The organism is Streptomyces sp. Ru73 (assembly GCF_002920575.1).
Classification (GTDB): domain Bacteria; phylum Actinomycetota; class Actinomycetes; order Streptomycetales; family Streptomycetaceae; genus Streptomyces.
Map to the genome: position 1 here is coordinate 25333 of NZ_PQSQ01000032.1, position 22204 is coordinate 47536.

Annotated in this window: 19 protein-coding genes; 10 read left to right on the top strand and 9 right to left on the bottom strand. The window is 71.8% G+C overall.

Annotation, left to right across the window (positions count from 1 at the left end; translation table 11 throughout):
* Position 1 precedes the first annotated feature (1 nt).
* The 3 genes from C3486_RS16375 (at position 2) to C3486_RS16385 (ending at position 4535) form a co-directional block, all read left to right on the top strand.
* On the top strand, positions 2-2416 hold the full coding sequence (locus C3486_RS16375) for a polysaccharide lyase 8 family protein (RefSeq protein WP_103833451.1): 2415 nt from the start codon (positions 2-4) through the stop codon (positions 2414-2416).
* 270 nt (positions 2417-2686) lie between these two features.
* Positions 2687-4270, top strand: a complete 1584-nt coding sequence (locus C3486_RS16380; RefSeq protein ID WP_103833452.1) for an acyl-CoA carboxylase subunit beta — start codon at positions 2687-2689, stop codon at positions 4268-4270.
* A gap of 52 nt (positions 4271-4322) precedes the next feature.
* Positions 4323-4535 (top strand): acyl-CoA carboxylase epsilon subunit, encoded by a 213-nt coding sequence (locus C3486_RS16385; RefSeq protein WP_103833453.1) that lies wholly within the window; start codon positions 4323-4325, stop codon positions 4533-4535.
* A 65-nt stretch (positions 4536-4600) separates the two neighbouring features.
* Here the strand turns inward: C3486_RS16385 and C3486_RS16390 are convergent, their stop codons facing one another.
* Positions 4601-5899, bottom strand: coding sequence for an MFS transporter (locus C3486_RS16390; RefSeq protein WP_103833454.1), 1299 nt, complete (start codon positions 5897-5899; stop codon positions 4601-4603).
* Positions 5900-6099: 200 nt separating this feature from the next.
* On the opposite strand from C3486_RS16390, the gene C3486_RS16395 reads away from it, so the two are divergent.
* Positions 6100-7860: a dihydroxyacetone kinase family protein gene (locus C3486_RS16395; RefSeq protein WP_103833455.1), complete on the top strand. Its 1761-nt coding sequence runs from the start codon at positions 6100-6102 to the stop codon at positions 7858-7860.
* A gap of 132 nt (positions 7861-7992) precedes the next feature.
* Here the strand turns inward: C3486_RS16395 and C3486_RS16400 are convergent, their stop codons facing one another.
* From C3486_RS16400 to C3486_RS16435, 8 genes are all read right to left on the bottom strand, one after another.
* Positions 7993-8571: an ATP/GTP-binding protein gene (locus C3486_RS16400; RefSeq protein WP_073447656.1), complete on the bottom strand. Its 579-nt coding sequence runs from the start codon at positions 8569-8571 to the stop codon at positions 7993-7995.
* A complete protein-coding gene (locus C3486_RS16405) occupies positions 8552-9166 on the bottom strand; it encodes a DUF742 domain-containing protein (protein WP_103833456.1) in 615 nt (204 codons plus the stop codon). The genes C3486_RS16400 and C3486_RS16405 overlap by 20 nt, the downstream gene beginning before the upstream one ends.
* Before the next feature lie 84 nt (positions 9167-9250).
* Entirely contained in the window at positions 9251-9664 is a 414-nt protein-coding gene (locus C3486_RS16410; RefSeq protein ID WP_030257992.1) for a roadblock/LC7 domain-containing protein, read from the bottom strand.
* A gap of 10 nt (positions 9665-9674) precedes the next feature.
* Positions 9675-12848: a nitrate- and nitrite sensing domain-containing protein gene (locus C3486_RS16415; RefSeq protein ID WP_103833457.1), complete on the bottom strand. Its 3174-nt coding sequence runs from the start codon at positions 12846-12848 to the stop codon at positions 9675-9677.
* Between the two features lie 330 nt (positions 12849-13178).
* Complete coding sequence (locus C3486_RS16420; protein WP_103833458.1) at positions 13179-13757, bottom strand: ATP/GTP-binding protein; 579 nt, start codon at positions 13755-13757, stop codon at positions 13179-13181.
* A complete protein-coding gene (locus C3486_RS16425; protein WP_052864977.1) occupies positions 13738-14145 on the bottom strand; it encodes a DUF742 domain-containing protein in 408 nt (135 codons plus the stop codon). Before C3486_RS16425 ends, C3486_RS16420 begins: the two co-directional genes overlap by 20 nt.
* Before the next feature lie 79 nt (positions 14146-14224).
* Positions 14225-14638, bottom strand: a complete 414-nt coding sequence (locus C3486_RS16430; RefSeq protein ID WP_030257979.1) for a roadblock/LC7 domain-containing protein — start codon at positions 14636-14638, stop codon at positions 14225-14227.
* A gap of 9 nt (positions 14639-14647) precedes the next feature.
* A complete protein-coding gene (locus C3486_RS16435; RefSeq protein WP_103833459.1) occupies positions 14648-18391 on the bottom strand; it encodes a nitrate- and nitrite sensing domain-containing protein in 3744 nt (1247 codons plus the stop codon).
* A gap of 371 nt (positions 18392-18762) precedes the next feature.
* On the opposite strand from C3486_RS16435, the gene C3486_RS36950 reads away from it, so the two are divergent.
* The 6 genes from C3486_RS36950 (at position 18763) to C3486_RS38555 (ending at position 22185) form a co-directional block, all read left to right on the top strand.
* On the top strand, positions 18763-18945 hold the full coding sequence (locus C3486_RS36950; RefSeq protein WP_146075006.1) for a hypothetical protein: 183 nt from the start codon (positions 18763-18765) through the stop codon (positions 18943-18945).
* 38 nt (positions 18946-18983) lie between these two features.
* Positions 18984-19169: a hypothetical protein gene (locus tag C3486_RS16440; protein ID WP_103833460.1), complete on the top strand. Its 186-nt coding sequence runs from the start codon at positions 18984-18986 to the stop codon at positions 19167-19169.
* 120 nt (positions 19170-19289) lie between these two features.
* Positions 19290-20051, top strand: a complete 762-nt coding sequence (locus tag C3486_RS16445; protein ID WP_052864974.1) for a fumarylacetoacetate hydrolase family protein — start codon at positions 19290-19292, stop codon at positions 20049-20051.
* Entirely contained in the window at positions 20044-21525 is a 1482-nt protein-coding gene (gene gltX / locus C3486_RS16450) for a glutamate--tRNA ligase (protein ID WP_103833461.1), read from the top strand. The genes C3486_RS16445 and gltX overlap by 8 nt, the downstream gene beginning before the upstream one ends.
* 91 nt (positions 21526-21616) lie before the next feature.
* Positions 21617-21928 (top strand): hypothetical protein, encoded by a 312-nt coding sequence (locus C3486_RS38550; protein WP_308461246.1) that lies wholly within the window; start codon positions 21617-21619, stop codon positions 21926-21928.
* A complete protein-coding gene (locus tag C3486_RS38555; RefSeq protein ID WP_308461247.1) occupies positions 21928-22185 on the top strand; it encodes a Uma2 family endonuclease in 258 nt (85 codons plus the stop codon). Before C3486_RS38550 ends, C3486_RS38555 begins: the two co-directional genes overlap by 1 nt.
* Positions 22186-22204: the final 19 nt, after the last annotated feature.

Below are 22204 nucleotides of genomic sequence, written 5' to 3' on the forward strand. Positions count from 1 at the left end.
CATGGCCGCGCGCGCTTCCCACTGGTCCCGCAGGGGCTTCCTCGCGGCGGGCGGTGCGGGCGCGGCCGCCCTCGCGCTGCCCCCATCGGCCACCCTCGCGCTGCCCGCACCGGCCGCCCGCGCCGCCGGGCCCGCCGACGACGAGTTCGCCACCCTGCGGCAGCGCTGGCTGGACCTCCAGCTGGGCACCGGCTACGACCCGGCCGCCGAGCCGTACGCCTCCCGGCTGCGCGAGACCGGTGACCTCGCCCGGCGGTTCCGCCCTGCCATGGCGCCCGCCACCGCCTCGCTCTGGCCCGACTGCCCCTTCGACCCGCCCGCCGGCATCACCCAGAGCTACAGCCGGCTGAACACCATGGCGCAGGCGTACGCCCAGCCCGGTACCGGCCTCACCGGGGACGCCGGGCTCCTCGCCGACGTGCTCAAGGGCCTGGACCACCTCGAAGCGCGGGTCTACAACGCGGCCACCGCCCGCTACGGCAACTGGTGGGAGTGGCAGATCGGCAGCCCGCGGCTGCTGCTGGACACCATGACGATCGTCGACGACGCGCTGACCGACGCGCAGCGCGACCGGTACCTCGCCGCCGTCGACCACTTCGTGCCCGACGCGATGCTCGGCGACTACACGGGCACCAGCACCGGCGCCAACCGCGTCGACCTCTGCCGGGTCGTCGCGGTGCGCGGCGTCCTCGGCCGGTCGGCGGCGAAACTGGCGCTCGCCCGCGACGCCCTCTCGCCGGTGTTCCCGTACGTGACGAAGGGCGACGGGCTGTACACGGACGGCTCGTTCATCCAGCACACCTGGGTCGCGTACTCCGGTACGTACGGCTATGTGCTGCTGGACGGGCTGGGGCGGCTGTTCACGCTGCTGCGCGGCAGCAGCTGGGAGGTGACCGACCCGAAGCGGCAGATCATCTTCGACAGCGTGGAGCACGCCTACGCGCCGCTGCTGCACAACGGCCTGATGATGGACAGCGTCAACGGGCGGGCGATCAGCCGCGGTTATCTGCTCAACGACGACCGCAAGGTGATGCGCAGCGACCACTTCCACGGGCACGCGCTGCTGGCCGCCGTGGCGGTGCTGGGGCAGGGCGCCTCCGCCGCCGAGCGGGACCGCTGGAACGCCATGGTCAAGGGCTGGATCGAGCGGGACACCACGCTGGACGTGCTCACCGACCGGCAGTTCGGGGTGGCGGACGCCGCGCGGCTGGCCGCCGTGGCCGCAGGTCCGGGGCCCGCGGAGCCCGAGCCGGTCGCGCACACGCTGTTCCCCGCCATGGACCGGGCGGTGCACCGCCGCCCCGGCTTCGCCGCCGGCATCGCCATGGCGTCGGAGCGGATCACGTACTACGAGAACGGCAACGGGGAGAATCCGCGCGGCTGGCACACCGGCGCCGGAATGCTCTACTGGTGGGGCGCGGACTTCGGCGGCGGCCAGTACACGGACTCCTTCTGGCCGACGGTGGACCCGTACCGGCTGCCGGGCACGACGGTCTCCACCAAGCGGCTCGCCGACAACGAGGGCGGCGGCTGGGGCGAGCCGAAGCCGGCGGCGGCGTGGGTGGGCGGCACCACGGACGGCGAGTTCGCCGCCGTGGGGCAGGACCTGCGGGGCCTCTCCTCGACGCTGCGGGCGAAGAAGTCCTGGTTCTGCCTGGCCGACGCGGTCGTCTGCCTCGGCGCGGGGATCACCTCGCGGGACGGCGTGCCCGCCGAGACGGTCGTCGACAACCGCAACCTCGGCGCCGCGGGCAGCCCGCTGCTCACCGTCGACGGCGTCCCGCAGTCCTCGGCCACCGGCTGGACCGGTACCTTCCCGCGGGCCCGCTGGGCGCACCTGGAGGGGCACGGGGGGTACGTCTTCCCCGGCGGCGCGCCGCTGCGGGCGCTGCGCGAGGCCCGTACCGGCGCGTGGCACGACATCAACACGGGCTCGTCGCCGGACCGCATCACCCGCCGCTACCTCACGCTCTGGCACGACCACGGCACGGACCCGGTGGCCGCCTCGTACGCGTACGTCCTGATGCCGGGGGCCGGGCCGCGCACGCCGGCCGCGCGCGCCGCCGACCGGCACTGGCTGGAGGTGCTGGCCAACACCGATGTGGTGCAGGCCGTGCGGGTGCGTGCGCTGGGCGTGACGGCGGCGAACTTCTGGCGGGCCGGCTCGGCGGGCCCGCTGACCGTCTCGAAGCCGGTGTCCGTGCTGGTGCGCGAGCGGGGCCGGACGGCGACGGTGTGCGTGGCGGAGCCGCCGCGGACGGGGGAGCCGGTGGAGGTCGTCTGGGACCGGCCGGTGCGCGCGGTGGTGAGCGCCGGGCCCGGCGTCACGGTCCTGGGGACCGGCCGCCGGCTGCGGCTGCGGATCAGTCCGGGCACGGTCTGCGCCACGTTCCGCTGTACGGTCACCACAGGCTGACCCGGCCGCCGGGCGGTGCGGGCGCGGCCCCGCCGTCCGGTGCCGGTGCGGGCCGTGGCCGGGAAGTGCGGTCAATCTGCGGACGGCCACAAGACGACACCGGTGTCTTTTGTGGGCCCCGCACAGTGCCCGGTCGGTGGCTCTTCGCGTCCGGGCCGGTCCGGCGCCCCGCGTGCAGCGTGGTTCTGTTCTGCCTGCCCACCATTTCGCGCTCGACGTTGTACGAAACCGACATCGGTTCATGAGCAGGTGTCCGCGTACCGTCGATGCATGACCACTGTCGAAGATGCGCCCGCCGAGGCGAACGACGCCCGCGGGCGCGTCGCCGAGCTGCACGCGATCCGTGAGCAGGCCCGGCGAGGCCCGAGTGAGCGCGCCACCGAGGCCCAGCGCGCCAAGGGCAAGCTCACCGCCCGCGAGCGGATCGACCTCCTGCTGGACGAGGGGTCCTTCAACGAGGTGGAGCCGCTGCGCCGGCACCGGGCGACCGGCTTCGGCCTGGAGAACAAGAAGCCGTACACCGACGGTGTGATCACCGGCTGGGGCACCGTGCACGGCCGTACCGTCTTCGTGTACGCGCACGACTTCCGGATCTTCGGCGGCGCGCTGGGCGAGGCCCACGCCACCAAGATCCACAAGATCATGGACATGGCCATCCAGGCCGGTGCGCCGCTGGTGTCGCTGAACGACGGCGCCGGCGCCCGTATCCAGGAGGGCGTCTCCGCGCTCGCCGGGTACGGCGGCATCTTCCAGCGCAACACCAAGGCCTCGGGTGTCATCCCGCAGATCTCGGTGATGCTGGGCCCGTGCGCCGGCGGCGCCGCCTACAGCCCCGCGCTGACGGACTTCGTGTTCATGGTGCGGGAGACCTCGCAGATGTTCATCACCGGGCCCGACGTGGTCCGCGCGGTGACCGGCGAGGAGATCACGCAGAACGGGCTGGGCGGCGCCGACGTGCACGCCGAGACCTCGGGCGTCTGCCACTTCGCGTACGACGACGAGGCCACCTGCCTGGAGGAGGTCCGCTACCTCCTGTCGCTGCTGCCGTCCAACAACCGGGAGAACCCGCCGTCGGTCCCGAGCGACGACCCGGTGGAGCGGTCCGGCGACGCGCTGCTGGACCTGGTGCCGGCCGACGGCAACCGCCCGTACGACATGCGCAAGGTCATCGAGGAGATCGTCGACGACGGCGAGTTCCTGGAGGTCCACGAGCGCTGGGCGACCAACATCATCTGCGCGCTGTCCCGCATGGACGGCGAGGTCGTCGGCATCATCGCCAACCAGCCGCAGTCGCTGGCGGGCGTGCTGGACATCGAGGCGTCGGAGAAGGCTGCCCGCTTCGTCCAGATGTGCGATGCTTTCAATATCCCGATCCTCACCCTGCTGGACGTCCCCGGCTTCCTGCCGGGCGTCGACCAGGAGCACGGCGGGATCATCCGGCACGGCGCCAAGCTGCTGTACGCGTACTGCAACGCCACCGTGCCGCGGATCTCGGTCGTGCTGCGCAAGGCGTACGGCGGTGCCTACATCGTCATGGACTCCCAGTCCATCGGCGCCGACCTCACCTACGCGTGGCCGACCAACGAGATCGCCGTGATGGGTGCCGAGGGCGCGGCCAACGTGATCTTCCGCAAGCAGATCGCCGAGGCGGACGACCCGGAGGCCATGCGGGCACGCATGGTCAAGGAGTACAAGTCCGAGCTGATGCACCCGTACTACGCGGCCGAGCGCGGCCTCGTCGACGACGTGATCGACCCGGCGGAGACCCGCGAGGTGCTGATCCGCTCGCTGGCCATGCTCCGGTCCAAGCACGCCGACCTGCCGGCCCGCAAGCACGGCAACCCGCCGCAGTAATCCCGTTACCGCTCTGTACCGCAGCAACCCTGCGACCTTGGAGACGACGAAAGTGAACCCTGCCGATATCTCCGACCGTTCCCTGGTCCGCGTCGAGAAGGGCGAGGCCAGCGAGGAGGAGCTCGCCGCGCTGACCGCGGTGCTGCTCGCCCGCGCCGCCCACCGGCCGGCCGAGGTGCCGGCGCAGCCGCACGCCACGGCGGCGCGCTGGCGCCGTCTGGAGCGCCAGCGCGGCTTCCACGGCGCGCGCTCCTGGCAGCGGTAACCGCTGGTACGGACGAAGGGCCCCGCACACGTCGGTGTGCGGGGCCCTTCGGCGTGCCGGGGCGGTCAGGTGCGCACCGCGCCGGCCGCCTCGACCGCGGGCTCCGGGGGAGTGGTGTCCGCGGACGCCTCGGGCAGCTTCAGGTACAGGGTCAGCAGCGACGAGACGACGTACAGCGCGGCGAAGATGATGACGACGCCGGCCGGGCCGACCGGGGTGAGGAAGAGGCTGACGATCGCCGGGCCGACGAAGGCCGCGCCGCCCGCGCCGAGGTTCAGCAGGGCCATGGCGCCGCCCTTGTTCTCCGGGGCCAGTGCCGGGATCAGCGCGGAGATGGGCACGAAGCCGGCCAGGGTGATGCCGTAGAGCATGCCGCAGACGATCGCGACCGGGTAGTTGCTGCCGACGGCCTGCGGCACGAAGTACAGCGTGAGGGTGGTGACGGCGCAGCCCAGGCCGCCGAACGTGGCGATGGTCCGCCGCCAGCCGATCCTGTCGCCGATGACGCCGAAGATCAGGTTGAAGACGACGTTCGTGCCGTAGATCACGGCGAGCAGGGTCAGCCAGCGGCCTTCGCCGAAGCCCAGTTCCTTGCCGAAGAAGGTGGGCAGGAAGACCAGGAAGCCGAACTCGGGCGCCGTGTTGATGATGCGGACCACGCAGCCCACCGCGACCCGGGGGTGTGTCCAGGCGATCGAGAGGCTGGAGATGAGCGACTGCACCGGCTTGACGTCCGGCGGTGCCAGCCGGGTGAAGCCGGTCCGCTCCTTCACGCCGAACATGCAGAAGGCGCCGCCGACCGCGATGATGCCGAGCGCCACCCACAACGTGCCGAACTGGCCGAAGACCGGGTTGCTCGCGCCGGCCACCAGCGAGCCCAGCGTGGGCAGGCCGCCGGTGAACGCCATGTAGAACCACCCGACGGCGGCCCCCATCCGTGCCATGGGCGCCGTCGCCGTGATCCAGACCAGGAATCCGAAGGCGAACAGGGGGTAGCCGAAGCCGCGGAGGCCGTAGAAGACCAGCATCAGGGCGTAGTTCTGCGGGCCGAGCGCGAAGACCAGGAAGAGGATGTCGAAGACGATCCAGATCGCGAGCCCCAGCTGCATCACCCGCCGCGGCCCCCACAGGTCCGACAGCGCGCCGGAGAGCCATGAGGCGAGCATGACCGTGACGCCGTAGGCGGTGATGACGTACGAGGCGTGCACCTCCGTGCCGGCGCCGTGGTCCGCCATGTACGGCGCGATGAAGCCCGACTCGACACCGTCGCCGACCATGAACAGCAGCACGCCGAGGTAGCCGTAGACCAGCGCCTTGGGGATGCCGAGGCGGTCGGGCAGTGAGAGCGCCGAGGGGGGAGCCATGTCACGCCTCCGTGGGAGCGAGGGTGGTGAGGGTGGGACATCAGCAGCATGAATCCTGTGAACTTCACATGCAAGATGTGATGACAGGTTTTCTGGGCCGTGATTCTCACAGCACCGAGCGTGATTTACGCGCTGAGGGGTGACGAACCTGTGATCCGGGTGTTAAATCCAACAGGGACGGAACAAAGGAGTGTGCCCTGATGACCACGACGCCCGACGGCCTCGGACACAATGCCGCGACCTTCCGCGAGGACTGGCTGGAAGGACTGGCCGACGCCTACGCGCGCACGCTCCGGCGGGTGCCCGGCACCTTCGGCGTGGTCGGCCGCCACGCCCCGCGCCCCGGCAAGGTCGCCCTCGTCATCGGCGGCGGGTCCGGCCACTACCCGGCCTTCGCCGGACTGGTCGGCCCCGGGCTCGCGGACGCCGCCGCGGTCGGCGACGTCTTCGCCAGCCCCAGCGCCGAGCAGATCTACCGCACCGCCAAGGCCGCCGACGGCGGCGCCGGGGTCCTGATGTCCTACGGCAACTACGCGGGCGACGTGATGCACTTCGGCCTGGCGGCCCGCCGCCTCGCCGCCGAGGGCGTGCCCGTGCGCACCGTTCTGGTCACCGACGACGTGGCCAGCGGCCCACCGCCCGTGGAGGGCCAGGAGATCGACCCCTCGCGCGACCGGCGCGGCGTGGCCGGCGACTTCTTCGTCTTCAAGGTGGCCGGCGCGGCCGCCGAGCGCGGCGACGACCTGGACGGCGTGGCCCGGGTGGCGGCCCGTGCCAACGCCATGACCCGCACCTTCGGCGCCGCGTTCGCCGGCTGCACGCTGCCCGGCGCGGCCGAGCCGCTGTTCACCGTGAACAAGGGCACCACGGAGCTGGGCATGGGCATCCACGGCGAGCCCGGCATGCGCACCACCCGCAGCCTCACCGCCGCCGAGCTCGCCGACGAGCTGGTGGACAACCTCCTCCCCGAGCTGCCCCCGCTGCCCGAGGGCGCGGGCGGCCGGGTCGCCGTCCTCCTCAACGGCCTGGGCCGGACCAAGTACGAGGAGATGTTCGTGGTCTTCCGGCAGGTCAACCGGCGCCTGAAGGAGGCCGGGCTGGCCCCGTTCCGGCCGGAGGTCGGCGAGTTCGTCACCTCCTTCGACATGGCGGGCGTCTCGCTGTCGGTGATGGTCCTCGACGACGAGCTGGCCGAGCTGTACGACGCGGCCTGCGACACCCCGGCCTTCCGCAGCCTGCCGGGGCCCCGTACGGACGCCGACGACGTACGGGAGACCCCCGCGGAGCCGGAGGCGCGGCCGCAGGCCGGGCCGTCCGCGGCCGACCTGCCCGCGACGGCGGCGCTCCAGGCCGCGCTGGACCTGGTCGCCGCCAACGAGGAGGAGCTGGGGCGGCTCGACGCGGTCGCCGGCGACGGGGACCACGGCATCGGCATCGTCCGCGGGCTGCGGGCGGCGGTGGCCGCCGCGCGCGACACCGAACCGGGCCCGGCCGGGGACCCGCACTCCGCGGGCAAGGCACTGCTCTCCGCCGGTCTCGCCCTCGCGGACGCCTCCGGCGGCGCGTCGGGCGCGCTGTACGGGGCACTGCTGGCCGAGACCGGCGCGGTCCTCGTACGGGCCCCGGAAGGCGCCTCCTGCACCACGGCGCTGCTCGCGGAGGCGGTGGGAGCGGCGCAGCGGGCGGTGTCGGAGCTCGGCGGCGCCGCGGTGGGGGAGAAGACCATGCTGGATGCGCTGGACCCGTTCCGGGCCGAGCTTGCCGCCCGTACGGGCGAGGACCTGGCGACTGCCTGGCGTGCGGCGGCCGAGGCGGCCACGAAGGCGGCCGCTGCGACGGCGGAGCTGGTGCCGGCGCGGGGCCGGGCGGCCCGCATGGGGGACATGGGGTACGGCCACGCGGATGCGGGGGCGACCTCGCTGGCCTTGATCGTCACCGCCGTGGGGGGCACGCTGCGCTGACGGCCGCGGCGCCGCGGTGGTTGCTCGCGCCCACGCGGCGGAGCCGTGTCGACACCCTCCCGCGCCCCCTACGGCGCGCGAAGGGCCCCGCACACCATGGTGTGCGGGGCCCTTCGCGTACGGGCGGGCCGCTTAGCGCAGGCGGGCCATGAGGGCGTGCTCCACCAGGGTGATGAGCGCGCTCTTGGCCTCGCTGCGGTGCCGTGCGTCCGTCGTGATGATCGGTGCGTCCGGGCCGATCTGCAGGGCCTCACGGACCTCGTCGGGGGTGTACGGCTGGTGTCCGTCGAAGCCGTTGAGGGCGATGACGAACGGCAGGCCGCTGTTCTCGAAGTAGTCGACCGCGGGGAAACAGTCCGCCAGGCGGCGGGTGTCCACGAGGACGACGGCGCCGATCGCGCCGCGGACCAGGTCGTCCCACATGAACCAGAACCGGTCCTGACCGGGCGTACCGAAGAGGTACAGGATCAGGTCCTGGTCGAGCGTGATGCGGCCGAAGTCCATGGCCACCGTCGTGGTGGTCTTGTCCGGCGCGTGCGTGAGGTCGTCGATGCCCGCCGAGGCGGAGGTCATCACGGCTTCGGTACGCAGCGGATTGATCTCAGAGACGGCCCCGACGAAGGTCGTCTTGCCCACGCCGAAGCCGCCCGCCACCACGATCTTCGCGGAGGTGGTGGAGCGGGCTGCACCGCTAGAGCTTGCGAAGTCCACTGAGCACCCTTTCGAGCAGTGTCACATCTGGCTGTCCGCCGGCGGACTCGTCACCGCCGGGCTGATGGATGGCGACGAGTCCGGCCTCCGCCAGGTCGGCGACGAGGATCCGGGCGACGCCGAGGGGGATGGAGAGGAGCGCGGAGATCTCGGCGACCGACTTGATCTCGCGGCACAGGTGGCAGATGCGCTGATGCTCCGGCAGCTGGCCCTGCAGCTGAGCCTGGCCGGCCGTGGTGTGCACCAGTGCCTCGATGGCGAGCTGGTAGCGCGGCCGGGTGCGGCCCCCGGTCATGGCGTACGGACGGACCAGCGGGTTCTGCGCGCCGCCGGTCGGCGCCGACGGCTCGGCGCGCCGCTGCTGCGGCTGGACCGGTTCTATGCGGGGAACCCTCGGCCCCTCGTCGCCGTAGCCGTACGGCGGGGCTGCGGGGGTGCCGTACGGCGTGTCGTACGGCCGGGGCTGCGGCACGGACGGCCGCTGCTGCCGACGACTCGGCGCGGAGGGGAAGTTGAAGCGGTTGTACTGGGTTTCGCCCTGCGACTCGGGATGATGCCCGGAATCGTACGGGTATCCGCTAGGGGGCGTTGCCACGTCTCCTCCTCCAACTTGCTGATCCGACGCCGGTCGCGCCACCGCACCCTATGGTGCGGTGGCGAGAAACGCACTGCCTGTCTGTCAGTTGAGAAGACTGCCCTGCAGCTCGGCGCGCAGGTCGGGCGTGAGAACGCTGCCCGCGCGGTCGACCAGCAGAGCCATCTCGTAACCGACGAGGCCGATGTCGCACTCGGGGTGCGCCAGTACGGCCAGCGACGATCCGTCCGAGACGGACATGATGAAGAGGAAGCCGCGCTCCATCTCCACCACTGTCTGATTGACGCTCCCGCCTTCGAAGATGCGGGAGGCACCCGAGGTCAGCGAGGTGAGCCCGGAGGCCACCGCCGCCAACTGGTCGGCTCTGTCCCGAGGGAAGCCCTCGGACATGGCGAGGAGGAGACCGTCTGCGGAGACCACGACCGTGTGGGACACACCGGGGGTGTTGTCCACGAAGTTGGTGATCAACCAGTTCAGGTTCTGCGCCGCCTGGCTCATCGGGCTCACACTAACGCTCCTGATCGTAGGTGCTGCCGGGGCCGAAGCCCTGTTGGTCATTCTTGGGTGCCTCCATACCGGCACTGCGTCCCTGCTGGATGCCGCGGCGCAGGTTGCTCAGCCTGCCCCGGACGTCCTCGGGAGCACGGGAGACCTGGGGGCCGCCCTGCGGGGTCTGCTCCGCCGCGCCCTCGACCAGGTTGGCCTTGGGCACCCGCCGGGGAAGGCCGGAGGGAGTGATCCCGCCCGCCTTCGGCTCGCGAAGCTGCTCCGCTCGCTGCCAGCGCTCGTCGTTGGCGGTACGCCAACCGAAGCTGTCCTCCGACGTGCTCCGCTGTTGCGGGGGCGACGCCGGCTCCTCGGGCTGCTGCCACTCACGCTGGCTCTGTGCCTTGTCGCCTCCGCGGCGCGGAAGGCCGGCGTCGGTCAGCGAGTGGGGTTCGCTCGGGGTCGGACCCGGACGATCGAATGCTACGCGTTCCTGGGGCTGCGCGGGAGCGTCGGGACCATTGTGGTCCGATTCCGCTTGTTCACCGAAGTACCCCTGGAACGGCGCCGGTTCGCTCCATGCGGGCCGCTGGGGGCCCTGCGCGGGGTACTGCGCCTGCTCACCGGTGGCCTGCGAAGGCCCCTGGTCAAACAGGTTCCGGCCACCGAACGACGGGTCGTCGTAGGCGCCGGCGGGCTCGGCGTAAGCCGGCCCGGCGGTCTCCTGGGGGGCGTACGGCTGCTCCTGGAAGCCGTCGTACGCGGCGCCCGCGCCCTCCGCTTCGCCCCGCTGGGGGAGCCCGCCGAAGGGCTGCGCCGGGTCCTGCGCCGGCTCCTGGCCCTGACGGCCGCCGTCCTGCGGTGCGCCGTTCTGCGGTGCGCCGTTCTGCGCCTCGAGCGCCGCGCGGCGCTCCTCGCGGAGCAGCGAGCGGCCCACGGGGTCGAGGTCGATGCCCTCGCCGGACGGCCGGTAGTGGTCGTCGAAGCCGAGCTCGGCCGCGCTGCGCGTGTCGGGCTGCTGCGCGAACGCCTGCGGGTGCTCCGGCATGATCCGGGAGACCGTGAAGTCGTCCTCGAACTGCTCCTCGCCGCCACCGCCGTGCGTGATCGCCTCCGGCAGCATGACCAGCGAGGTGGTGCCGGCCGTCTCGCCCGAGGGGCGCAGCTGGACGCGGATGCCGTGCCGGTCCGCCAGCCGGCCGACCACGAACAGGCCCATGCGCTGGGAGATCGCGATGTCGACGGTCGGCGGGTTGGCCAGCTTGTGGTTGATGTCCGCGAAGTCCTCGGGGGTGAGCCCGATGCCCTTGTCGTGGATCTCGATCATCACGCGGCCGTCGGGCAGCCGGGTCGCGGTGACCCGCACCTTGGTCTGCGGCGAGGAGAACGTGGTGGCGTTCTCCAGCAGCTCCGACAGCAGGTGCACGAGGTCGGTCACGGCCTGGCCGTGGATCTCGCTCTCGGGGACGCCTTGGAGCTCGATGCGCTCGTAGGACTCCACCTCGGAGGTGGCCGCGCGGAGCACGTCGACCAGCGGGACCGGCTGGGTCCAGCGGCGGCCGGGCTCCTCGCCCGCGAGGATGAGGAGGTTCTCGCCGTTGCGCCGCATGCGGGTGGCGAGGTGGTCCAGGCGGAAGAGGCTCTCCAGCTGGTCCGGGTCCGCCTCGTTGTTCTCCAGGTCCGTGATGAGCGTCAGCTGCCGCTCGATCAGGCCCTGGTTGCGGCGCGAGAGGTTGGTGAAGATCGCGTTGACGTTGCCCCGCAGCAGCGCCTGCTCGGCGGCGAGCCGCACGGCCTCACGGTGCACCTGGTCGAACGCGCGGGCGACCTCGCCGATCTCGTCCGTGGTGTTGATCGGGATCGGCTTGATGCGGGTGTCGACCCGGCCCGGATCGGTCCGCGAGAGCTGGTCGACCAGCATCGGCAGCCGCTGCTCGGCGACGCCGAAGGCCGCGGTCCGCAGCTCCTGCATGTTGCGGGTCATCGAGCGGGCCATCATGCCGGCGATGAGGAAGGCGACGATCAGCGCGCCCAGCGCGATGCCGGAGTCCACGAAGGTGGTCTGCTGCGCGTCGGCGGAGATCTGTGCGGCCTCGTCCACCGCCTTGTCGGCGAGGTCCTTCTCGATGCCGTGGTACATCTCGAACTTGCCGGTGGCGGCCGCGTACCAGGTCTTGGGCGTGATGCCCTTGGCGGCGAGCAGCTGCGGCGAGGCGCCGGAGGAGATCGCCTGGACCATCTGGTCCATGGTCGGCGGGGCCTGGAAGGGCCGGCCCGCCGCGGCGGCCTGCCGCTTGGCCTGCGCCGCCTTCTGCTGCGCTTTCTTCTGGAGCGCGGCGGAGTCCTTCTTCAGGCGCGCCACGTCCTCCGGGGTGCCACCGGAGGTGTACTCGCCGATGGCGATGCCCTCCAGGTAGGCGTACGACGCGAAGGCGGTGAGCTGCTTCTTGCGCTCCTTGGCGCCCGTCGCCGGGTGCACCAGCAGGTGGGTGCCGATGGAGCGCTGCAGGGACTCGGCGGCCTTGGCGAGCGCCACGGCGTAGACGGTGCGCCCGTAGGAGGTGATGTTGCCGGTGCCCAGCCCCAGCTCGTTGGAGAACTCCATCAGCGGGTGCTGGACCTCGGTGTAGCCCTCCTCGGTCTGCACGCCGGTGAGCTGCGAGGTGTAGGCGACCTTGCGGAGCGCGTCGAGCTTGGGCTCGACCTTCTCGAAGACCGCGAGCCGGCGCTTCAGGCCCGGCTTGTCGGGCATGTTCTTGACCGCGTCGTGGAAGTCGGCGGCGGCGGCGTCGGTGTCGGCCCGCGCGTCCCGGACGGCCGGGTCGTTCTGCTTGCCCTGGAGGAGCGGCGCCGCGGTGCGGTCCCGCTCGTCGACGAGGGCCTGTCCGTAGGCGGAGGCCGCCTGGACGAGCTTGGCGGTGTTCTCGGCGTCCTGCGCCTCGTTCCAGGTGGAGACCGAGGTGTTCACGCGCAGCCCGGCGAAGATCAGCGCCAGGATCACGGGGAGCAGCAGGATCGCGTTCAGCCGGGTGGCCACGCGCCAGTTGCGCGGGGACAGCCGGTTGCCGCTCACCGGCTGGGCGGTCAGCGGACTTTCAGGCGCGTCGGTAGGCGACGCCGTATGACGCGGCGGCGGTGTGAAGTTGCCCCGCTGCGCCGCCTGCTGCGGCGCGGGGCCCGACTTGCTTCGCCTCACTCGACCAACAACCTCTCGGCGCCGGCACGGATCTCGCTGTGCCGTTTCGTTCTGGGCGTTACCTACTCCGGAGTTCAGCGAATTCCAGCACGTCAGGGCCGTGCGTTCCAAACAGTGCGGACAAGATGAGCAAGCCCTGCGAGGCGCCAGATAAAAGGGGCGTTAAGGGCGAGGCGCGGCAAAAGCGGGGGAGAAAGTGAACACAGTGAAGCCACCTGTGCGCATCCGGTGTCGAGGCCCCGGGATTTCTCTGTCGAAACGTTATGAACGCCGGGGCCCGGCGTGTCCAAGGACACAGCGCACCCCGGCGCAACTGACCACGCCGAAGCGCTACTTGAGCCGCGCCATCAGAGCGTGCTCGACGAGCGTGATGAGGGCGCCCTTGGCCTCGCTGCGGTGCCGCGCGTCAGTGGTGATGATCGGCGTGTCGGGGCCGATCTGCAGCGCCTCCCGGACCTCGTCCGGGGTGTACGGCTGCTGCCCGTCGAAGCCGTTCAGCGCGATCACGAACGGCAGCCCGCTGTTCTCGAAGTAGTCGACGGCGGGGAAGCAGTCGGCGAGCCGGCGGGTGTCGACCAGCACCACGGCACCGATCGCACCGCGGACCAGATCGTCCCACATGAACCAGAAACGGTCCTGGCCGGGTGTCCCGAACAGATACAGGATCAAATCCTGATCGAGGGTGATCCGCCCGAAATCCATGGCGACGGTGGTCGTCGTCTTGTCCTGGACGTGGCTGAGATCGTCGATGCCGGCCGAGGCGGACGTCATCACGGCCTCGGTACGCAGCGGATTGATCTCGGAAACGGCCCCGACAAAGGTGGTTTTGCCCACGCCGAAACCGCCCGCCACCACGATCTTCGCGGACGTGGTCGAACGGGACGCGGCGTCAGAGCTTGCGAAGTCCACTGAGCACCCTCTCCAGCAAGGTCACATCGGGCGTGCCGCCGGCCTCACCGCTGCCGCCGGGCTGGTGGATCGCCACCATGCCGGCCTCGGCCAGGTCGGCGACCAGGATCCTGGCCACCCCCAGCGGTATGTGGAGCAGCGCGGAGACCTCCGCCACCGACTTCACCTCGGCGCACAGGTGGCAGATCCGCTGGTGCTCCGGCAGCAGCCCGGGCAGCTGGGAGGGGTCTGCCGTGGTGCTGACCAGCGCCTCGATGGCGAGCTGGTAGCGCGGCCGGGTCCGTCCTCCGGTCATCGCGTACGGGCGGACCAGTGGCTGGTCTCCCCCGTCGGCGTACGGCTGGCTGGTATGGCCGTACGGGCCGGGCGAAGCGGGCGGCGGGGTCATGGGTCCTCCGGGCTGGACAACTGGCTGTCGTCGGGTCGGGCCGGTGGGGGGAACTGCGGCACGTGGAATCGGTGAGTGATCAGTTGAGCAGGCTGCCCTGGAGCTCGGCACGCAGGTCCGGTGTGAGGACGCCCCCCGCGCGGTCGACGAGCAGGGCCATCTCGTAACCGACGAGGCCGATGTCGCACTCGGGGTGCGCCAGGACGGCCAGCGACGATCCGTCGGAGATCGACATGAGGAAGAGGAAGCCGCGCTCCATCTCCACCACGGTCTGGTTGACGTTCCCGCCCTCGAAGATGCGGGAGGCGCCGGATGTCAGGGAGGTGAGGCCGGAGGCCACCGCGGCGAGCTGGTCGGCCCGGTCCCGCGGGAAGCCCTCGGACATCGCGAGCAGCAGACCGTCGACCGAGACGACCACCGTGTGGGACACCCCGGGGGTGTTGTCCACGAAGTTGGTGATCAACCAGTTCAGGTTCTGCGCCGCCTGGCTCATCGGACTCAACTAACGCTCCTGCTGGTGAGTGGGGTCCACGATGGGGTGCGTGCCGGTGTGCCCGGCCTGCCGGCCCTGCTGGATGCCCCGGCGGAGATTGGTCAGCCGGCCGCGCACGTCGTCCGGCGCCCGGGAGACCTGCGGCCCGCCCGGACGGGGCTCCTGCTGCGCGGTGCCCGCGACCAGGTTGGCCCGCGGGACCCGGCGCGGCAAACCGGAGGTGGTGACCCCGCCGGCCGCCGGCTGCCGGACCTGTTCGGCCCGGCGCCACACGTCGTCATTGGGCGAGGTACGCCACTGGGCCTGCGCCTGCGCGCCGCTGCCGGCCGGCTCGCGCCGGGGCAGCCGCGGCGCCTCGGGGGCGCTCTGCGGACGGCTGGCGGGCTCCTGCGCCGCGCTGCCGCCCGGCTGGGTGAACCAGTTCGACTCGATGGTGTCGAAGATCGGCGTCCGGCCGTCGCCGCCCGCGTCGCGCGGCGCGGGGCCGCCGAGCAGGTCGGCGTCGTCCGGCGCGCTGTGCGGCTGCTGCTGCAGCGGCACCTCGCCGGTACGGGGACCGCGCCCGAAGGCGTCGTCACCGAAGGAGCCGTCACGGAAGGCGTCGTCGCCGAAGGACCGGTCACGGCCGTACGCGTCGTCGCGCCCGTAGGAGTCCGCGTCGTACGCCGGGCCGCCGGCCGGGGCCTCCTCGCCGCGGCCGGACGCCGGGGCGCCCTCCTCGGCGGGACCGCCGTCCTGCGCGGGCTGCTGGACGAACTCGCCGCTCCACATCGGGCTGGTCGGCCCGGCGGGCGCCGGCGGCGGTGCCGGGGCCTCCTCGGCCGGCTGCCCGGCGGACGGGGCCGAGGGCAGCGCGAACTCGCCGCTCCACATCGGCCGGCCGCCCTGCGCCGGGGCACCGCCCTGTGCGGGGGCGTCAGCGCCGGGGCGCTGGCCGTCGAAGTCGGGACGCTCGAACTGCGCCGTGTCACCGGGCCCGGCGGCCGCCGGCCGCGAGAACTGTCCGGTGCTCTCCGGCTGCTGCGGCCCGCCGGACTCCGGACGGCCGTACCGGCCGGCGGCGCCGTGCTCCTCGTGGCCGCGCGGGACGTCCTCCTGGGCACGGCGGGGCGCCAGCGGCCAGTCGTCGGCCGCCTCGCCGCGCTCGCGCCGCGCACCCCAGCTGGAACCGGGCTGCTGGGCGGGCTGCTGCGGCGCCGACTCGTCGGCGCCGGCGGGCCCGGTCAGCTCGCCGGCCGGGCTGCGCGTGGGCAGCTGCGGCCGCTCGCCGCGCGGCGCGGGGGCACCGGTGGGCGGGGCGACGGTCGGCTGGTGGCTCGCGGCCGGCGGCTGGGCCGGCTCGGCGCCGCGCACCGGGAGCGAGGGACGGTCCTGGCCCGCGGGCGCCGCTGGCCGGTTGCCGAAGGCGTCCTGCTGCGGACGGCCCGGCGCACCGGGGGCACCGCCGGGCGCACCGCCCGGAGCACCGCCGGGCGCGCTCGCGCCGGGGCGGGTGGGCAGCGCCGTACGGGGGCCCGCGCCGACCTGGCCGCGCGGCTGGAGACCGGCGAGCCGGCTGGTGTGCTGGCCGCCGCCCTCACCGGCGCCGCGGCCGCCCGCGGGCTTGCCGCCCTGGCCGGGCTTCTTGGCGCCGGCGCCGCCGCTCTGCGCGACGTCGACCGGGAGCATGACCAGGGCCGTCGTACCGCCGGAGTCGGAGGGCCGGAGCTGGACGCGGATGCCGTGCCGCAGGGACAGCCGGCCGACCACGAAGAGGCCCATCCGGCGGGACACCGAGACGTCCACGGTCGGCGGGCTGGCCAGCCGCTCGTTGATCGCCGAGAGGTCCTCGGGGGAGAGGCCGATGCCGGTGTCGTGGATCTCGACCAGCACCCGGCCGTCGGGCAGCGCGTGACCGGTGACCTTGACCTTGGTCTGCGGCGAGGAGAACGAGGTGGCGTTCTCCAGCAGCTCGGCGAGGAGGTGCACGAGGTCGTTGACGACGCGGCCGGCGACCTCGGTGGTCGGCACGGCGCTCAGTTCGATGCGCTCGTACTGCTCCACCTCGGAGGCGGCGGCGCGCAGGACGTCGACCAGCGGGACCGGGCGGGTCCAGCGGCGGCCCGGCTCCTCGCCCGCGAGGACGAGGAGGTTCTCGCCGTTCCGGCGCATACGGGTCGCGAGGTGGTCGAGCTTGAAGAGCGAGGAGAGCTGGTCCGGGTCGGCCTCGCGGGACTCCAGCTCCGAGATCAGCGACAGCTGCCGCTGGATGAGGCCCTGGGACCGCCGCGAGAGGTTGGTGAACATCGCGTTGACGTTGCCCCGCAGCAGCGCCTGCTCGGACGCCAGCCGGACGGCCTCGCGGTGCACCTCGTCGAACGCGGTGGCCACCTTGCCGATCTCGTCCCGGCTGTGCACGCCGACGGACTCGACCGAGGTGTCGACCTCCTGCGGGTCCGCCTCGGAGAGCTGCTTGACCAGCTCGGGCAGCCGCTTCTGGGAGACGGTCTGCGCGGTGTCCTGCAGGCGGCGCAGCGAGCGGACCATGGAGCGGGAGACGACGAACGCGCCGACCAGCGAGATGCCGAGGACGAGCAGGATCACCGCACCGTTGATGATGGCGCCGGTGGTGGCTTCGTTGCGCAGCTCGCGGGACTTCTGCTCCATCTGGGAGAGCAGCGTCGTCTCGATGCGCGACATCAGGCTGATCTTGTTGGTGTCGAGGTCGTACCAGTCCAGGTACGACATCTCCTCACCGCGGATGCCCGACTCGGTCTTGAAGGAGCGGTCGGCGAAGGAGTTCGCGTGCTCGATGTCGTCGTTGCCGCTGTCCAGGCCCTCCATCAGGGAGGCGGCGCCGGGGTAGATGTTGGAGAACCGCTTGAGCGCGGACTCCTCGTTGTCCTCGGCGGTACGGCCGGCCAGCCGGTCGTTGGCGGACAGGTGGGCGCTGCCCTTGTGCGCGAGACCCGCGCTGACGAAGGCCCGCTGCATCGACGCGTACTCCTTCGCGGAGGAGAACGCGGCCAGCGAGCGGGTGCTCTGGATCATCTCCGGGTTGCTGGTCGCCTGCGCCATGTCCTGGGAGAGCGCCAGCAGGGAGGTGATGAGCTGGTTGTACGCGGTGATGGTCTGGGCGACGTTCTCCTTGTCGGAGTACGCCTTGTTCCGGACCTCGTTCAGGGTGCCCAGCTGCCGCTGGATGTCGACGATCGTGGCGCGGACGCCGGCCATCGAGCCGCGCGCGGCGTCGACGTCGTCGGTGTGCTCCTTGAACGACTTGATCGCGCGGTCGGTCTCCTCGCGCGGCGCCACGACATCGGTGTCGTCCTTGGTGTTGCCCGAGCCGGCCAGCGGGCCCGCCGAGCGGTCGCGCTCCTCCTGGAGGGCGTCGGCGAGCTCGGTGGCCTGCCGCGTCATCTCCGTCAGGAGCTGCATCCGGTCCAGCTGGTCGATGTTGTCCAGCTCGCTGCTGATCCGCAGGCCGCCCAGCGTGGTGGCGGCGACCACGGGCAGCGCGATCAGGGAGACCAGGCGCGTGCTGATGCGCCAGTTGCGCAGCGACAGACGGGCCCCGGGGCCCGTGGGGCCCTTGGCCTTGGGGCGCTCGGCGGCGGAACCGCCGGCCGGCGCCGGGTCGGTCCGGTCCGTCGGCAGGGTGCCGCTCGCCGGACCGTTGCTCTGGGCGCGCTGCTGCGAGGAGGCGCGGTCGGTCCCGCCGCGCAGCTCCGGGTCAGCCGCAGCGCTGCCATCCCTCTTGAAACGTCCCTGCACTAGCGTCGCAACCTCTGGACCAGGCGTCCCTCCGCGGTGACGGCGGGACGGTGTCGAGTCGTAGGGGGCCGCGGGCCCCATGGCGGTCGTGAGTGTGACCGGTGGACTGCTCCCTCTGGCGAAGAGAGCGGCACCCACCGCGCGGCGCTGCTCTGCGCCCCCTGCGCGCCGTGTGAAACATGCGGCGGTCCGGGGAATTCCAGCACAGTGCGGAAGCGGCAACAAGAGCAGAGCCGCTGGCTGTGACATGAGTGACGCAATGTATGGAGTGGGTTACGAGTCGTAGAAGCTCTCGCCCCTTATAACGGGCTTTTGCGGGCCTTCCGGGCGCTATAGCGCGCCACCCCGGGTGCGGTAAAGGGGAGTGGAACGTGCCCTTCGATCCGCCAATGTCCGTTTCGGCGACGGTTTTCGATCATGAAAATTGCGGCATTTGCCACACTGTTCGTGAGCAAACTCACAGGAAGATCGTCGACTTGACCGCCCTGCCGACGGGAATGCCGCGCATAGCCTTGCGTTTTACACAGGTGCCGCAATCGCCCAGCGGCACCTGAATCATGTCCACCCCACGCGAGACGCGAGGCACACCGCAGTGAAGACGACGATGATGTTCCGCTCCATAGCCAACCCCCGGCGCACCACCCTGGCGCACCTGAAGGACGCCGAGGAGCTGCAGACCGCGCCGGCCGAGGACACCACGCAGCCGGAGCCCGTCGTCGAGCTGCCCGCCCAGACCGCCAACCCGCGCCGCACGGTCCTGATGAACGCGCCCGAGTAGGACGCCACGCACAAAACCGGGCAGCACGCCCCGTACAAAAGGGACAGGGGCCGGAGCTGCCTCCCGCGATAGCCTGGGGTGTCCACTCCCGGCACCACATCAAGAGGGGCAGCGGCTTCCGTGCGCATCGCCAGATTCTCCATCGACGGCAACGTCGGCTTCGGCGTCGTCGAGGGCAACGACCTCGACGTCATCAAGGGACACCCCTTCGCCGAGTTCGAGCGCTCGGGCCAGAAGGTCCCCCTGGACAAGGTGCGGCTGCTGCCGCCCGTCCTCCCCAACAAGGTCGTGGCCATCGGCCGCAACTACGCCGAGCACGCCAAGGAGCTCGGCAACGAGGTCGACGACGTGCCGGTCGCCTTCTTCAAGCCCTCCACCTCCGTGGTCGGCCCCGGCGACCCCGTCGTGTACCCCGCCTTCTCGCAGGAGGTGCACCACGAGGCCGAGCTGGCCGTCGTCATCGGCCGCATGTGCCGCGAGGTGCCCCGCGAGCGCGTCAAGGACGTCATCCTCGGCTACACCTGCGCCAACGACATCACCGCGCGGGACGTCCAGAAGCGCGAGAAGCAGTGGGCCCGCGCCAAGGGCTTCGACAGCTCCTGCCCCCTCGGCCCCTGGGTCGAGACGGAACTGGACCCGAGCGACCTGACCATCCAGTGCACCGTCAACGGCGAACAGCGCCAGCTCGGCCGCACCAGCGAGATGGTCCGCTCCATCGAGGACCTGATCGTCCACATCACCGAGGCGATGACGCTGCTCCCCGGCGACGTCGTCCTCACGGGCACCCCCGCCGGGGTCGGCCCGCTCAACGTCGGCGACGAGGTCGCCGTCACCATCGAAGGCATCGGCACTCTCACCAACAAGGTGATCAAGCGTGGCTAACGCGACCCCCGTCCGCGTACGTTTCTGTCCCTCCCCGACCGGCAACCCCCACGTGGGCCTGGTCCGCACCGCCCTCTTCAACTGGGCGTTCGCCCGGCACCACCAGGGCACCCTGGTCTTCCGGATCGAGGACACCGACGCGGCCCGCGACTCCGAGGAGTCCTACAACCAGCTCCTGGACGCCATGCGCTGGCTCGGCTTCGACTGGGACGAGGGCCCCGAGGTCGGCGGCCCGCACGCCCCCTACCGGCAGTCCCAGCGCATGGACATCTACCAGGACGTCGCGCAGAAGCTGCTGGACGCCGGCCACGCCTACCACTGCTACTGCACCGCCGAGGAGCTCGACGAGCGCCGTGAGGCCGCCCGCAAGGCCGGCCGGCCCTCCGGGTACGACGGCAAGTGCCGCGACCTCACCGACGAGCAGAAGGCCGCGTACGAGGCCGAGGGCCGCACCTCGATCGTCCGCTTCCGGATGCCCGACGAGACGATCACCTTCACCGACCTGGTGCGCGGCGAGCTGACCTTCACCGCCGAGAACGTCACCGACTACGGCATCCTCCGCGCCAACGGCGCCCCGCTGTACACCCTGGTCAACCCGGTCGACGACGCGCTCATGGAGATCACCCACGTGCTGCGCGGCGAGGACCTGCTGTCCTCCACCCCGCGGCAGATCGCGCTCTACAAGGCGCTGATCGAGCTGGGCATCGCCAAGCAGATCCCGGCCTTCGGCCACCTGCCGTACGTCATGGGCGAGGGCAACAAGAAGCTCTCCAAGCGGGACCCGCAGTCCTCGCTCAACCTCTACCGCGAGCGCGGCTTCCTCCCCGAGGGCCTGCTGAACTACCTCTCCCTCCTCGGCTGGTCCTTCTCCGAGGACCAGGACCTCTTCACCATCGACGAGATGGTCGCGAAGTTCGAGATCGAGGACGTCAACGCCAACCCGGCGCGCTTCGACCTCAAGAAGTGCGAGGCGATCAACGCCGACCACATCCGCATGCTCGACGTGAAGGACTTCACCGAGCGCTGCGCCCCCTGGCTGCGGGCCCCCTTCGCGCCCTGGGACGAGGCCGACTTCGACCAGGCGGTCTTCGACGCGATCGCGCCGCACGCCCAGAGCCGCCTGAAGGTCCTCTCCGAGATCACCGACAACGTCGACTTCCTCTTCCTGAAGGAGCCGGTCTTCGACGAGGCGTCCTGGACCAAGGCGATGGGCAAGGGCGACCCGGTGGCCCTGCTCACCACCGCCCGCGACAGGCTGGAGACCGCGGACTGGTCGAGCCCCGACTCCCTCAAGGAGGCCGTCCTGGCCGCCGGCGAGGAGCACGGCCTCAAGCTCGGCAAGGCCCAGGCCCCGGTCCGCGTCGCCGTCACCGGCCGCACGGTCGGCCTGCCCCTCTTCGAGTCCCTCGAGATCCTCGGCAAGGACCGCACCCTGGCCCGCATCGACGCGGCCCTGAAGAAGCTGGCCGCGTAAGCACCCGCACCCGGAAAGAGGGGCGCCGACCACACCGGTCGGCGCCCCTCGCTCGTTCCCCGGGAAGCGTCCGAACCCCGGGGAGGGAACCATGAACACATCGGCACGCCGGCCGCACATGCGGGTGAGCGAATTCGAGGAGCTGGCCCGCTGCGCGTACAGCGCCGCCGAGAAGCTGCGCCTGGAGTTCCTCGGCGGACGGCTGGGGGCCGGGCCCCGGCCGGACGGGAACCGCAGCACGACGCTCGGGTGGCTCCAGCGGCTGTGCCAGGAGCACCGCCCCGAGCTGTCGCTCCACCCTTCGCGGGGCCTCAAGGTCGAGGCGCGGGGAGACGCGGCGTCCTGGCGGAACGGGACGCTTTCGTGGGGGACGGGGAGTGGTCCGACCCCGGACCGGTCCTGATGGCCGTCGAGGTGACGGCGTACGACGCGGACGCCGACCGCCGGGACCGGGACGAGAAGCCCCGCGCGTACGCCGAGGCGGGCATCCCCGTGTACCTGCTGATCGACCGCTGCAGCCGTGAGATCACGGCCTTCTCCGAGCCGGACGGCCCGCGGTACGAGCGGATGCGGATCGCCCCGTTCGGCAGGACGATCGCCCTCCCCGACCCCGTGAACCTCACCCTCGACGCCGAGCCCCTGAAGAACTGGGTCTCCTGAGCCCGCCCCGCGGGTAACG

Coding starts and splice junctions, on each gene's coding strand:
- C3486_RS16375 (WP_103833451.1), top strand. CDS start 2: ATGGCCGCGCGCGCTTCCCACTGGTCCCGCAGGGGCTTCCTCGCGGCG.
- C3486_RS16380 (WP_103833452.1), top strand. CDS start 2,687: ATGACCACTGTCGAAGATGCGCCCGCCGAGGCGAACGACGCCCGCGGG.
- C3486_RS16390 (WP_103833454.1), bottom strand. CDS start 5,899: ATGGCTCCCCCCTCGGCGCTCTCACTGCCCGACCGCCTCGGCATCCCC.
- C3486_RS16395 (WP_103833455.1), top strand. CDS start 6,100: ATGACCACGACGCCCGACGGCCTCGGACACAATGCCGCGACCTTCCGC.
- C3486_RS16410 (WP_030257992.1), bottom strand. CDS start 9,664: ATGAGCCAGGCGGCGCAGAACCTGAACTGGTTGATCACCAACTTCGTG.
- C3486_RS16425 (WP_052864977.1), bottom strand. CDS start 14,145: ATGACCCCGCCGCCCGCTTCGCCCGGCCCGTACGGCCATACCAGCCAG.
- C3486_RS16430 (WP_030257979.1), bottom strand. CDS start 14,638: ATGAGCCAGGCGGCGCAGAACCTGAACTGGTTGATCACCAACTTCGTG.
- C3486_RS38550 (WP_308461246.1), top strand. CDS start 21,617: ATGAACACATCGGCACGCCGGCCGCACATGCGGGTGAGCGAATTCGAG.
- C3486_RS38555 (WP_308461247.1), top strand. CDS start 21,928: ATGGCCGTCGAGGTGACGGCGTACGACGCGGACGCCGACCGCCGGGAC.